We start from the raw sequence: 13297 nt of genomic DNA, 5'->3' as shown, positions 1-13297 counted from the left end.
AGGGGTTAGTTAATTAAAAATTGCAATCAAAAAGTGTAAATAAATCAAGTGATTTATTGACGTGAGATTAATTAAAAATTGGATAATTACGAATGAGTACTTTTTCAGCTAAACCAGAAACAGTTAAACGCGACTGGTATGTTGTTGATGCAGCAGGTAAAACGTTGGGTCGTTTAGCCTCTGAAATCGCAAACCGTTTGCGTGGTAAACACAAAGCAGAATACACACCACATGTTGATACAGGTGACTACATTATTGTTATTAATGCAGAAAAAGTTGCTGTAACAGGCAAAAAACGCACTGATAAAATCTATTATCGTCATACTGGCTACATCGGTGGACTTAAAGAAGCGACTTTTAAGGAAATGATTGAACGTCATCCTGAACAAGTTATCGAAATTGCTGTAAAAGGCATGCTACCGAAAGGTCCTCTTGGTCGTGCAATGTACCGTAAACTTAAAGTTTATGCTGGTAGTGAGCACAATCATGCGGCACAACAACCGCAAATATTAGATATTTAAGGGGATAAAAGATGGCTGATAATCAATATTACGGTACAGGTCGCCGCAAAAGTTCCGCAGCTCGTGTGTTTATTAAACCAGGTAGCGGGAACATCGTTATTAATAAACGTTCATTAGAGCAATACTTCGGTCGTGATACAGCTCGTATGGTTGTTATGCAACCGTTAGAGTTAGTTGAGATGACCGGCAAACTTGACCTTTATATTACTGTTAAAGGTGGTGGTATTTCAGGTCAAGCAGGTGCGATTCGTCACGGTATTACTCGTGCGTTAATGGAGTATGACGAGACTTTACGTTCTACTTTACGTCAAGCGGGCTTTGTAACTCGTGATGCACGTCAGGTTGAACGTAAAAAAGTGGGGTTACGGAAAGCACGTCGCCGTCCACAATTCAGCAAACGTTAATTGTAAATTACAAAAGAAGTTACAATTTCTTCAAAAACCCAGTATTTTCTGGGTTTTTTGGTATTTAAAATAAATATAATTAATTGAAATAATTATATCTTCATGTTTTGATCATTTAAATGACATGATATTTAAATAAAATATAAGGCTTTTGTTAAATATTTTGTCAGAAAGAATGTGAATTCTATAAAGTTAGTAAGAAAAATTATTTTTTTTAACAAATTTGTTATCCAATTTGCTAGAATAGTAATCCTGTACACTCATTTTTATAATTTTGCATATTTGGAGTTAACATGGTTGTTGCTGTTAATAAACGTTCTGTAATGACATTATTTTGTGATACAACAGATATTTACGGCCATCAGATTCGTTTTGTGTTGGCAGAAAAAGGTGTAACTGCTGAGATTGAGTTTGTAAAAGCAGGTAACTTACCTCAAGAATTATTGGATCTCAATCCATATGCTACTATTCCAACATTAATTGATCGGGATCTGACGTTATACGAATCACATATCGCGTTAGAGTACCTTGATGAGCGGTTTCCTCATCCTCCGTTAATGCCAGTTTATCCGATTGTACGTGCAAATTCTCGGTTAACAATGTATCGAATGAAGCGAGAATGGTATCGAGCTTATCAAACGATTCTTGCCGATCCTGATAGTGATGTAGCTAAAATTGCACGTAAAAACCTTCTAGATGATCTTGTCGCTATTTCATTGATATTTAAAGAAAAAGATTACTTTATGAGTGATGATTTCACATTATGCGATTGTTACTTTGCTCCTTTACTTTGGCGTCTGCCGTTACTGGAAATAGAACTTCCAAAAGTTGCTGAAAAAAATTATTTAAGTTATATGGCACGTATTTTTGAACGTCCAGCTTTTATTAATTCATTAACTGAAGATGAAAAAAAGATAAGGCTATAACATTATACATTTATCTACTTTACTTATTAATTAAAAGGTGCTTCTTATATATGGATCCTAACCAAATGTCTGCCCGTCGCCCTTATTTATTTAGAGCTTTTTATGATTGGATATTAGATAATGAATTAACACCATATATTGTTGTAGATACAAAAGTATATGGTGTGGTTGTTCCACAAGAGTTTGTTAAAAACAATCAAATTGTACTGAATATTGCACCACATTCAGTTGGTCAATATTCAGTAACAAATGAAAAAATTGAATTCAATGCTCGCTTTTCTGGTGTGTCTCAGCATATTGTGGTGCCAATAGCTGCAATCAAAGCAATTTATGCTCGTGAAAATGGTGTCGGTATGGGATTTGAAGATGAGCCTCAATATCAGGTACGGCGTGAATCTTTATCTCAACAACCTGAAAAATCTAAACCAAAACCTAATCCATTTCGAGTTGTAAAATAATTTGTAATATTGTTAGTTAATGGTTATTCGTTGTGATGTATAAAAGAAAGTCATCGTTGATTATATTAAAAAATAACGAAAAAATAGATGAATGAGTAACGAAATCGAATTAAAGTTTGAAATCAATACTAGCGACATTGTTAGTTTAAAATATTATTTAGATCAATGGATCGATTGTGACGAAGCTGAATTTTCGGCAATATCACCAACATTATCATCGGCCAAACATAGTTTTACTAAACTAAATCTGATCAATACCTATTACGATACTAGTGATTATTACTTGCGTAATCACGGTTGTGGGTTGCGTGTAAGAAAGTGTGATGATGGTTTAATAAAATTTTTTGAGATCACATTAAAACGGGATAAAAAATCGACTCCGGGGTTGCATGAGCGTGCTGAATTTAATGTCGATTTGCCTGACTCTGTTCCTGATTTAACCGCATTACCTTGTCATGCATTACCAAATGACTGTGATGTTGCTCAGCTACAACGGAATTTACAGCCTCTATTTACCACCAATTTTGAACGGCAGGCGTGGTTAATTTCGTTTGCAAGTAGTGAAATTGAAGTTGCGTTAGATCAAGGGCAAATTAGTTCAAATAATCAATCTATCCCCATTAAGGAAGTTGAACTTGAAATCAAGCAAGGCAACAAATATGATTTATTTAATTTTGCTATTGAGCTAAGTCGATTTAATTTGCATCTATTTTCACAAAGTAAAGCTTTTAGAGGTTATCGATTACTGAACAATCTAGCACCTAAAAAGTGTGCTTATACGCTTTTAAGCCAATGTGATTTACCTAAATTACTTGAGTTTTGGCAACAAAACGAAGAATATGCGTTAGAAATGGATGATTTATCATACTACAAACAAACTTTAAATCAAGTAAACGATCAGTTAACCAATAAACTGCTTTTTAAAGATCCAGAGTTTGCTCAATGGCAAGCGGCATTGTTAATTATTAATTCTGTAAAAGAATTTGCTTTTAGTGAGATAAATACGAAGTTAAAACTAATGTTACTTGTTGAAATGAATAAAAATAACATATAAATATAAGGATATAGAGATGAAAAAGTCATTTTTTAGACTATCTTCATTGCTAGTTTTATTTTATTGGATATTGATGAATATTTTTTATATCGTCAGATACGACAACCTATCAGATTAGCAGAAAACTTATTAAGCGAATATTACCTATTTTCTTTTTACAGTTACCTACTTCACTTTTGCTATTTATTACTTCCCCAATGATATTGAACAAATATGCTATTAACGAAATCAATTCAAAAAATATCGTCAATAGTTTATTTATTGCCATATTAATCATATTAGGCGATATTGTTGGTCGATTGCATTGTTAAATCAGTATTGATGAGTGGATATAGCCTGGACGACAATGCATTAACTCAAAAAAGAGCCTACAAATACATTTAGGTTTATTTATAGTACTAATTGCTCTTTCTTGTTGCTAATTTGCTTGGTTATTTTTTGTTAAAAGGATGTTTTACTGGTGTAACGGAGACCTTAGCCTTAAGAAGGATCATCTTTAATTCAATGGGTATTTTTATATTAAATTGTTTATTATTGATCGCATTAGTAATATTTAGTGTTTCATTATCACATTATTTAGAATATTGGTGCAAAATAAGTGAGTTAGAAATAATAATTATTTGGTTTATGATGGCAGTAATTTTATTTATTTCAAGATGCGTATTGGTGAGAATAGTGGTTAAACGAATATTTGGTAAAATGGATAAAAATCATCAAAATATTTAAGTTTAAATGTAATTATTTATCAGCAATCACTGATTTTTGTTATTGTAAATCAATTTTAAGAGAGTAGCCTATGTCAGAATTTAACTCGTCATTTTCTTCTTTGTTGGAACAACAAAAGCAAAAAGTCACCCATCAACTTAATCAATACAACTTAACTCAAGTGCAAGCTCACCTTGATATTTTGGTGCAAAGTGACTTTTTAGTAGATGCGTTTTGTCGGTTCCCTAGTTGGTTTGCTGACATAGTAAAAAAATCACCGCAAGCCGATGAAAGGAAATTTTATCAATCTTGGCTAGATGAACAATTGGCAAATGTGACCGATGAAGCTATTTTTATGAAAAAGCTTAGGCTATTTCGGCATTTTATGTTAGTGCGCCTTGCATGGTCACAATTAGCTAAAATAAGTCATGATGAGCAGATTTTATTGCAACTGACCGAACTAGCCGAGGTGATTATTGTTACTGCTCGCAATTGGCTTTATGAGCTTAGTTGCAAAGAGTGGGGAACACCTTGTAATGCCCAAGGTCAGGCGCAGCCACTACTGATTTTAGGTATGGGTAAATTGGGCGGTGGGGAGCTGAACTTTTCGTCCGATATTGATTTGATTTTTACTTATCCAGAGCATGGGCAAACAAAAGGTAGCCGTCGAGAATTAGATAATGCTGTCTTTTTTACTCGATTAGGTCAACGCTTAATTAAAGCGCTCGATCAAATTACTGAAGATGGCTTTGTGTATCGGGTGGATATGCGTTTGCGTCCGCTTGGCGATGGGGGGCCTTTAGTTTTGAGCTTTTCTTCTATGGAAGATTACTATCAAGAGCAAGGTCGAGATTGGGAACGCTATGCTATGGTTAAAGCCAAAGTTCTTGGTGATCAGCATGCTCCTTATGTAGGCGAACTGTATCAAATGTTGAAGCCTTTTGTCTATCGTCGTTATATTGATTTTAGTGTTTTACAATCATTGCGTAATATGAAAAGCATGATTGAACGCGAAGTGCGTCGCCGTGGTTTAAAAAATAACATTAAGCTTGGTGCCGGTGGGATTCGTGAAATAGAGTTTATTGTGCAAGTTTTTCAGCTTATTCGTGGTGGACGAGTAGTGGGATTGCAAACTCGTTCGCTATTAAATGCGCTTAATGTGATTGAACAAGAATCGCTACTTGCACCGAGTGAGGTATCGTTATTACGAGAAAATTACCTATTTTTACGCCGTTGTGAAAACCTTCTACAAGCTATTGCTGACGAACAGACCCAAACCTTGCCAGATAATGCACTGGATCAAGTTCGTTTAGCAACAAGCATGGGCTTTAATCATTGGCATGATTTTGAACAAGCGTTATCAGTACGAATGCAACATAATCGCCAAATTTTTAATGAACTTATTGGCGAAAACGAATCAGAATCTACTTTAACAACCAAGTCTTATAATGATCAATTTGATGATCTTTGGGTGCCAGATCTCCAAATTAGTGATGTCAGCGCAGTGTTACCCAATTATTCAGAAACACAAATCGCACAGATCCATCAAATGCTAATACAATTTCGTGATGATATTGGTAAACGTACAATTGGTGTGCGGGGGCGTGAAATACTCGATCAATTAATGCCACGCTTATTAGAATCTATCTGTAATGAAAAGCAACTAACAATCGTGCTATCAAGAATTTTGCCGTTACTTGTTAATATTGTTAGTCGTACCACTTATTTAGAACTGTTACTTGAATATCCAACCGCTTTGAAGCAATTAATTCGCTTATGTAGTGCTTCACCAATGATTAGTGATCAGCTAGCTCATTATCCTATATTGTTAGATGAGCTTATTGATATCAATTCGCTTTATCAGACTGTTGCCCCAAATGAATATAAAAGTCAGCTTTATCAATATTTATTGCGTATTGAAGTGGATGATGAAGAACAACAACTTGAAGCTTTACGTCAATTTAAGCAGATGCAATTACTGCATATCGCTGCCGCCGATGTTGAGCATGTATTAACTACTATGAAAATTAGCGATCATCTAACTTATGTGGCCGAATCTTTGTTAGATTTTGTCGTACAAATGGCATGGAATCAAATGATTGCTCGTTATGGCAAGCCTGATCATTTGGCTGATAACCATAAAGGTTTAGTTGTGATTGGCTATGGTAAATTAGGCGGTTGGGAATTGGGTTATGGTTCAGATCTTGATCTGGTTTTTTTACATGATTGTCCTGTTAATAGCGTCACTGATGGTGACAAGCAGATCGATAGCCGTCAATTTTATTTGCGCCTTGTACAACGTATTATTCATTTATTTAATGTACGCACTAGCTTTGGTATTTTATATGAAGTTGATGTAAGACTTCGTCCTCAAGGCGATGCAGGGCTTCTTGCTTGTAGTTTAGATTCGTTCGAAGATTACCAAATAAATGAAGCTTGGACATGGGAACATCAAGCTTTAGTACGAGCCAGAGCCGTATATGGTGAAGCCGAATTAATCGATCGTTTTAATCAAATTCGTCATAATGTACTTTGTAAAAAGCGTGATGAAGTTGTATTAAAAAAAGAAGTACGTGAAATGCGTGAAAAAATGCGATCACACCTCGGTAGCACTCAAGATAATTTATTTAACTTAAAAATTGATAAGGGTGGAATTGGTGATATTGAATTTTTATCACAATATTTGGTACTTAATTATGCTTACCATCATCCCCAAATGACTCAATGGAGCGATAATGTTCGTATCTTAGAGCTCGCAACAAAATATCACATTATCGATAGCCACGAAGCACAGCAACTAACGCAAGCTTATATTGATATGCGTAATAAAATCCATCAACTTGCGTTGCAATTATTACCAAGTACGGTGGATAGCGCGCAGTTTAAGCAAGAAACAGAAATAGTCAATCAAAGTTGGCAAAAGTGGCTGAAATAATAGTATTAAAAACGCCGACTAGAACGGCGTTTTTAATATTTTAACTAGCTTAATTATTTAACTTCTTTCCATAAAATCAAATCTTGATCTTCAAGATCTGAACTATCAAAGCCTATAATCGGTTTGATATCTTCGCGGTCAAAAGCAATATCGCCACCATTCACGGCAAGATCACCTTTTTTAATTCCTTTAAAATCAAACAAATTAGTATCACAAAGATGAGATAGGGTGATATTTTGTGTTGCACGAAACATGGTCTCAATACGCCCTGGGTATTTTTTATCCCATTCATTTAGCATTTCTTTAATCACTTGTCTTTGCAGATTTGGTTGTGAACCACAAAGATTACAAGGAATAATCGGAAACTGTTTAATTTCAGCGTATTTGGCGATATCTTTTTCTTTGCAATAAGCTAGTGGTCGGATAATGATATGTTCACCTGAATCATTCATTAGCTTTGGCGGCATTGCTTTGAGTTTGCCACCATAAAACATGTTTAAAAAGAGCGTTTCTAAAATATCATCTCGATGATGGCCAAGGGCAATTTTTGTTGCACCAAGTTCGGTCGCTGTGCGATATAAAATGCCACGGCGTAGTCGTGAACAAAGCGAGCAAGTTGTTTTACCTTCCGGGATTTTATCCTTGACAATACCGTAGGTGTTTTCTTGCACGATTTTATATTTAATGCCTAAAGAGTTTAGATATTCAGGCAATACATGTTCAGGAAATCCCGGTTGTTTTTGATCTAAGTTAACTGCTATTAGATCAAAATGTACAGGTGCACTGATTTTTAAGTTGATAAGAATATCAAGTAAAGTATAACTATCTTTACCACCTGATAAGCAAACCATAATACGATCGCCTTCTTCGATCATATTAAAGTCAGAGATTGCCTCGCCAGTTAAGCGACGCAATCGTTTATGTAGTTTATTTTGATTATATGTATTCATCACAATTTTATTGGTTATTCGGCACGGCTCATGTAACGACGTTCAGCAATATGAACTTTGACTTTTTCGTGGTTATCAATATATTCAGGAACCTGAATAACAAGCCCTGTTGATAAGGTTGCAGGCTTGGTTCGTGCACTTGCTGAAGCGCCTTTAATACTTGGAGAGGTTTCGATAATATCAAGTTCAACAGTCTGTGGCAATTCCAAGGCAAGAACTTCACCATCAGCCATTAGCACTTGAATACCATTCATACCACCTTCAGGGATAAACAATAACTCATCTTCAATTTGTTCTTTTTTGAATATATAAGGAGTAAAATCCTCATTATCCATAAACACATATTCATCACCATCAATATACGAAAAACTAACAGGTCGGCGGGATAGTTCAATTGTTTCAAGGATATCATCACCTTTAAAGCGTTCTTCAACTTTTCCACCATTTTTTACATCGGTAAAACGCATTTTATAAAGTGTACTAGCGCCCCGTGCGCTTGGACTTTGAACGTCGATATCTTTAACGATTAATAATTTGCCATTATATGTGACCGCATCGCCACGTTTTATTTCATTTGCTTTAGCCATAATAGTTTTTTCACAATTAATAAAAATGTAGTTAAAAAAATTAACCTGTTATTTTACCGCTAACTTGCTATTGTCACCATCAAAATTTATCAAAGATTCTTAAAATAGGTGAAAGCCATGACCGATTTATTTAAATGTAGAAAAAATTGCGGTGTATGCTGTATTGTACCTTAAATTTCATCCTACATCTCTGGTAAACTCGTTGGCGAACCTATTATACATTTTGGCAAAGACTTTAAATGTGTTTTGTTTGTGCAAGCTTCAATACCGATTGTTTGTGGTCTATTAACACTCTGTTTAAAAATGTGCGGAAATAATCGTTCCCAAACCATGGATTATTTAACCCAATTAGAACAGGTAAATAGCGTATAAGTATTGCTTCTATTTAACAAATCAGTTTAATTATTAGAATTATTTATCTCTCACTGTTTTTTTTTTGATAAACTTCACAGCATTTTATTACTTGATAATAAAAAATTATAATCAACAAAATAGGTTTCACTATTATTGATTTGTTGAATAATTAAATATTGATGAAGCATGAATTTAATTCATGTTTTATTAAGTTTACGCTTTTAGTCAAGAAGAATATTGATATGAAGAAAAAATTAAAACGAGATTTAAAAGCACGTCATCTGGCAATGATTGCTATTGGCGGCTCAATTGGTACAGGGTTATTTGTTGCATCAGGTGCGACAGTTGCTCAAGCAGGTCCTGGTGGAGCATTAATTTCATATGCTATCATAGGTCTGATGGTTTATTTTTTAATGACCAGTCTCGGTGAACTGGCTGCTTATTTACCAGTATCAGGGACATTTGCTACTTATGGTGCACGTTATGTTGATGAGGCATTTGGTTTTGCTATTGGTTGGAATTATTGGTACAACTGGGCTATCACTGTAGCTGTTGATTTGGTAGCGGCGCAGCTGGTTATTTCCTATTGGATAGATTCGGGTAATTATAGTTGGCTTTGGAGTTTACTATTTTTAAGTATTATCTTTGGTTTAAATTATATTTCCGTTAAAGGCTTTGGTGAAGCAGAATTTTGGTTTTCATTGATAAAAGTAGTCACCGTGATTATCTTTATTATCATCGGGTTATTGATGATTATTGGCATTTTAAACGGAGCTGAAGGTGCAGGTTGGCATAACTGGAAAATTGGTGAAGCGCCATTTGTAGGTGGATTCTCATCAATGATTGGTGTTGCAATGGTCGTAGGATTCTCATTCCAAGGTACTGAATTAATCGGTATTGCAGCAGGTGAATCAAGAGATCCTGAAAAAAACATCCCTAAAGCCATGAAACAAGTATTTTGGCGTATTTTATTATTTTACATCTTCGCAATTTTGGTAATAAGTTTAATCATTCCTTATACCGATCCCAATTTACTACGTAATGATGAAACAGATATTAGTGTTAGTCCATTTACGTTAGTATTCCAACATGCAGGATTATTATCTGCTGCTACATTAATGAATGCTGTTATCTTAACTTCTGTTTTATCCGCTGGAAACTCAGGACTATATGCTTCAACCAGAATGTTGTATGCATTAGCGAAAGAAGGAAAAGCACCAAAAATCTTTGCAAAATTATCTTTATCAGGTGTTCCACGTATGGCACTAATTGCAACAACTTTTGTTGCTATGCTTTGTTTCTTAACTTCAATGTTTAAAGATCAAGAAGTTTACTTATGGCTACTTAATATGTCCGGTATGACCGGTTTTATTGCTTGGCTTGGGATTGCTATTAGTCATTACCGTTTTAGAAGAGGATATATAATCCAAGGGTATGATGTCAGCAACTTACCTTATTATTCAAGTTGCTTTCCATTTGGACCAATATTTGCATTCGGTCTATGTTTAATTATTACGCTAGGACAAAATTACGAAGCATTTTTGCAAGATACCATTGATTGGAATAGTGTGATTGCGACTTATGTGGGTATTCCATTATTTTTGCTAATTTACTTTAGTTATAAGTTCTTGAAAAAGACAAAGTGGGTTAAATATGAACAAATGGACTTTTCTAAAGTAAATTAATTAACATTCATTACTTAGTTTCTCTTTTTCCGTCGACATTTGTCGACGGAGCTTTATTAAAGAAGAGTAAAATAGCCCATTATAAGGTTTAATGATAAAAATCAGTAAGTTTAATAACCTTATTAGCGACTACGGAAGATGATACGTGCTTTAGATAGATCGTAAGGTGTCATTTCAACCGTAACCTTGTCACCAGTCAAAATGCGGATATAGTTTTTTCGCATCTTGCCAGAAATATGTGCAGTAACGACATGACCATTTTCAAGTTCAACGCGAAACATGGTGTTTGGAAGTGTTTCAAGTATAGTACCTTGCATTTCAATGTTATCTTCTTTTGCCATTGGGGCCTCTTAATAATAAAAACAAATTAATATCTACTAATCATTAAATGTAATTTCAACTAAAACTGAGTGAGCGAAATGTTATATATTAAACTTTTCTAATAATCATTTTGGCTTTTTATTACATGGCTGATTGATGTAGAGTTTAAACACAGATTAACTGAACTTAGAAATATAAATACAGCGCCAAAATAATGCCGAAAAAACTTTCAGATGTAAAGCTATTTCTATTTTTTCTTTGCATTATAGAGTCCTTGTTCATGGATATATTGCCAAACTTTTGGTGGTAATAAATTTTTGTAATTTTGTTGAGTGATTATATTTTGTCTAATTTCTGTTGCCGAAACATTTTCAAGCGGGGTATTCGCAAAATAGATATAACCATGTAGTGAATTGTGTAAATCTTTTACATTGGTGGTCTGGTGAGCATCAATCCATTGTTGCAATTTTGCATTATTGGTTTTGTTCTCATAACCAGGACGGCGACAAATTAACAAATGACAATAATCAAGCAACGTTTGCCAATTATGCCAAGTTGGTAATCCTAGTAATGAATCTTGCCCCATAATAAACGCTAACGGTTTTTGGTTACCATTTTTGAATCGCCATGCTTGTAGGGTTTCAACAGTATAAGATGGGCGTATTGATGTTTCAGGTAAGATCTCACTTATATCTAATACAAATAAAGGTAAATCTTCAATAGCTAATGCTAACATTGCTAAACGTTGTTCAGTATCGGCTTCTGGTTGTGGTTTATGAGGAGGAATATGATTAGGTAACAAGCGAATTTGTTTTAAACCAACTTCATTAGCTAATGAAATAGCAGGGCGAAGATGCCCATAATGGATTGGGTCAAAAGTCCCCCCTAATAATGCAGTCAACATTTATCTAATCCCATAAATTGCATCGATAAACTAGACATTGCATTCCATATTTGTATTTGATTATCATATTTTAAACTGATTTCAATTTCGGTTAGTTTGGCTAGCAAATTAAATAAATTTTTAATATCAAAACGGTTTAGATAATTGGCATAAATCGTTCTTTTATGCTGCCAAATTTTATATTCATCAAAAACCTGTTTTAAGGATTTTTGCCGTAATGCTTTTTTTAAATTAATTATCAATATTAGCTCACGTTGAATAATTCGTAACAAAATTAACGGCTCAAAATCATTTATTTTTAATTGTTGTAAAATATGGGTTGTACGTTTAGTCTTAAGCGAAACCATTGCATCTATCAAATGATAAGCTGTAAAAATTGAGGAATCATTAATATTATTTTCAGCCAAATTATAAGTAATAGTTTGGTTCGGATAAAGCAGGTTTAATTGTTCTATGGTTTGTGTTAATGCAAGCAGATTTCCTTCATAATAATAACAAAGCAATTCTATAGCTTCTGACTCAATAGTTATTTGCTTTTGTTGTAGATGGTTTTTAATCCATTGTGGTAGTTGTAAAGTATCGGGCGTTGTGCAATTGACAATTACTAATTTGTTAGATAATGTTTTGTACCAATTGGCATTTTCTTGTAATTTAGTAATTTTATTTAAACAAATTATTAATGCAACATCTGGCGCTAAAACTTCACTTAATGTATTAAGTCTGGTTGTTATACCAGCATTTAATCCTCCCTCACCCACGTCGAGGCAAATAAGAGTTTTTGAAGAAAAAAGACTCATTGCCTGACAGCTATCGTAGATATTAGCCCAATCAGTTTGATTATTAATATTGAAATCAAGTTGCTCATCGAAGCCTAATTTTTTAAAAGCATCCTTTAGTTGCGTTTGAGCATAATACTGTAAATAAGGATCGCTACCTAATAATAAATAATAGGACGATCCTAAGTTACGGCTAATCTGATCAGCACTAATTTTTATCATGACGAATTTTAATTTACAGCATCAACAGCTTTTAATTTACGAATAATCTGTTTAGCTGCTTGTTCATACATTTCATCTTCAATTAAATTTTGCTCTGCTGTTTTAGCTAAAGCGGTAGACGGATTATCAAAGAAAGTACGGAATACGCGAACATTCAGAGGATAAGTTTGCTTTCCAGCAATAACTGCTTGAGCTTGAACAATTAACACTAATTGATATTCAGCCGCTTTTCCATCTTGATAAATTGAAATGGTGTTACGTTCAATATCGTCTCTAATTACTCTTAGAGTTGGTGATTTATTATCATTTACTAATGTAACTTTATTATCACGTAAGATCTCTTTAATATTTCTTGATAATTTACCATAAGGGTCATTACTTGTGAAAGACATCGTTTTGAATCGCTCTGGTATTTCCGTATCATATTGTAAATGAAATCCACAACCAGTTAGTGATATTGTAATTAACATAAGTAAGGCTATATATTTTTTCATA

General features: G+C 34.0%; 13 protein-coding genes. 7 read left to right on the top strand and 6 right to left on the bottom strand.

Annotation, left to right across the window (positions count from 1 at the left end; translation table 11 throughout):
- Positions 1 to 92: 92 nt before the first annotated feature.
- The 6 genes from rplM to glnE all read left to right on the top strand — a co-directional run bounded on the left by rplM (position 93) and on the right by glnE (position 7003).
- Positions 93 to 521: a 50S ribosomal protein L13 gene (gene rplM, locus A9G48_RS04100; protein WP_034943228.1), complete on the top strand. Its 429-nt coding sequence runs from the start codon at positions 93 to 95 to the stop codon at positions 519 to 521.
- Between the two features lie 11 nt (positions 522 to 532).
- Positions 533 to 925, top strand: a complete 393-nt coding sequence (gene rpsI, locus A9G48_RS04095; RefSeq protein WP_034943226.1) for a 30S ribosomal protein S9 — start codon at positions 533 to 535, stop codon at positions 923 to 925.
- Positions 926 to 1218: 293 nt separating this feature from the next.
- Entirely contained in the window at positions 1219 to 1851 is a 633-nt protein-coding gene (locus A9G48_RS04090) for a glutathione S-transferase N-terminal domain-containing protein (RefSeq protein WP_065575814.1), read from the top strand.
- Positions 1852 to 1901: 50 nt separating this feature from the next.
- Positions 1902 to 2309 carry a ClpXP protease specificity-enhancing factor gene (locus A9G48_RS04085; protein ID WP_051824969.1) on the top strand — a complete coding sequence of 136 codons (408 nt, stop codon included), beginning with the start codon at positions 1902 to 1904 and terminating at the stop codon, positions 2307 to 2309.
- A gap of 91 nt (positions 2310 to 2400) precedes the next feature.
- Positions 2401 to 3363 (top strand): CYTH domain-containing protein, encoded by a 963-nt coding sequence (locus tag A9G48_RS04080; RefSeq protein WP_065568871.1) that lies wholly within the window; start codon positions 2401 to 2403, stop codon positions 3361 to 3363.
- A 796-nt stretch (positions 3364 to 4159) separates the two neighbouring features.
- Positions 4160 to 7003: a bifunctional [glutamate--ammonia ligase]-adenylyl-L-tyrosine phosphorylase/[glutamate--ammonia-ligase] adenylyltransferase gene (gene glnE / locus A9G48_RS04070; protein ID WP_065575813.1), complete on the top strand. Its 2844-nt coding sequence runs from the start codon at positions 4160 to 4162 to the stop codon at positions 7001 to 7003.
- Positions 7004 to 7056: 53 nt separating this feature from the next.
- Here glnE and ttcA read toward each other — a convergent pair whose 3' ends face one another.
- Both ttcA and yeiP read right to left on the bottom strand, forming a co-directional pair.
- A complete protein-coding gene (gene ttcA, locus A9G48_RS04065; RefSeq protein WP_034943217.1) occupies positions 7057 to 7953 on the bottom strand; it encodes a tRNA 2-thiocytidine(32) synthetase TtcA in 897 nt (298 codons plus the stop codon).
- 14 nt (positions 7954 to 7967) lie between these two features.
- On the bottom strand, positions 7968 to 8540 hold the full coding sequence (gene yeiP, locus A9G48_RS04060; protein WP_034943216.1) for an elongation factor P-like protein YeiP: 573 nt from the start codon (positions 8538 to 8540) through the stop codon (positions 7968 to 7970).
- A 596-nt stretch (positions 8541 to 9136) separates the two neighbouring features.
- Between yeiP and A9G48_RS04055 the strand changes: the two genes are divergently transcribed.
- Complete coding sequence (locus A9G48_RS04055) at positions 9137 to 10579, top strand: amino acid permease (RefSeq protein WP_051824964.1); 1443 nt, start codon at positions 9137 to 9139, stop codon at positions 10577 to 10579.
- Positions 10580 to 10701: 122 nt separating this feature from the next.
- Here A9G48_RS04055 and infA read toward each other — a convergent pair whose 3' ends face one another.
- From infA to lptE, 4 genes are all read right to left on the bottom strand, one after another.
- Entirely contained in the window at positions 10702 to 10920 is a 219-nt protein-coding gene (gene infA / locus A9G48_RS04050) for a translation initiation factor IF-1 (RefSeq protein ID WP_024495300.1), read from the bottom strand.
- Between the two features lie 227 nt (positions 10921 to 11147).
- On the bottom strand, positions 11148 to 11804 hold the full coding sequence (gene nadD, locus A9G48_RS04045) for a nicotinate-nucleotide adenylyltransferase (RefSeq protein ID WP_034943212.1): 657 nt from the start codon (positions 11802 to 11804) through the stop codon (positions 11148 to 11150).
- Entirely contained in the window at positions 11798 to 12802 is a 1005-nt protein-coding gene (holA, locus tag A9G48_RS04040; RefSeq protein WP_034943210.1) for a DNA polymerase III subunit delta, read from the bottom strand. The genes nadD and holA overlap by 7 nt, the downstream gene beginning before the upstream one ends.
- Positions 12803 to 12810: 8 nt before the next feature.
- On the bottom strand, positions 12811 to 13296 hold the full coding sequence (gene lptE, locus A9G48_RS04035; RefSeq protein WP_051824962.1) for an LPS assembly lipoprotein LptE: 486 nt from the start codon (positions 13294 to 13296) through the stop codon (positions 12811 to 12813).
- Position 13297 lies beyond the last annotated feature (1 nt).

This window comes from Gilliamella sp. wkB18, from assembly GCF_001690875.1.
In the GTDB taxonomy this organism is placed as follows: Bacteria; Pseudomonadota; Gammaproteobacteria; order Enterobacterales; family Orbaceae; genus Gilliamella; species Gilliamella apicola_A.
This window is presented reverse-complemented; position numbering and strand designations above follow the sequence as displayed.

Bases quoted from the DNA above. Each gene is read 5' to 3' on its own strand.
- A9G48_RS04090 (WP_065575814.1), top strand. From the start codon at position 1,219: ATGGTTGTTGCTGTTAATAAACGTTCTGTAATGACATTATTTTGTGAT.
- infA (WP_024495300.1), bottom strand. From the start codon at position 10,920: ATGGCAAAAGAAGATAACATTGAAATGCAAGGTACTATACTTGAAACA.
- A9G48_RS04055 (WP_051824964.1), top strand. From the start codon at position 9,137: ATGAAGAAAAAATTAAAACGAGATTTAAAAGCACGTCATCTGGCAATG.
- lptE (WP_051824962.1), bottom strand. From the start codon at position 13,296: ATGAAAAAATATATAGCCTTACTTATGTTAATTACAATATCACTAACT.
- glnE (WP_065575813.1), top strand. From the start codon at position 4,160: ATGTCAGAATTTAACTCGTCATTTTCTTCTTTGTTGGAACAACAAAAG.
- ttcA (WP_034943217.1), bottom strand. From the start codon at position 7,953: ATGAATACATATAATCAAAATAAACTACATAAACGATTGCGTCGCTTA.
- nadD (WP_034943212.1), bottom strand. From the start codon at position 11,804: ATGTTGACTGCATTATTAGGGGGGACTTTTGACCCAATCCATTATGGG.
- rplM (WP_034943228.1), top strand. From the start codon at position 93: ATGAGTACTTTTTCAGCTAAACCAGAAACAGTTAAACGCGACTGGTAT.
- holA (WP_034943210.1), bottom strand. From the start codon at position 12,802: ATGATAAAAATTAGTGCTGATCAGATTAGCCGTAACTTAGGATCGTCC.
- rpsI (WP_034943226.1), top strand. From the start codon at position 533: ATGGCTGATAATCAATATTACGGTACAGGTCGCCGCAAAAGTTCCGCA.
- A9G48_RS04080 (WP_065568871.1), top strand. From the start codon at position 2,401: ATGAGTAACGAAATCGAATTAAAGTTTGAAATCAATACTAGCGACATT.
- A9G48_RS04085 (WP_051824969.1), top strand. From the start codon at position 1,902: ATGGATCCTAACCAAATGTCTGCCCGTCGCCCTTATTTATTTAGAGCT.
- yeiP (WP_034943216.1), bottom strand. From the start codon at position 8,540: ATGGCTAAAGCAAATGAAATAAAACGTGGCGATGCGGTCACATATAAT.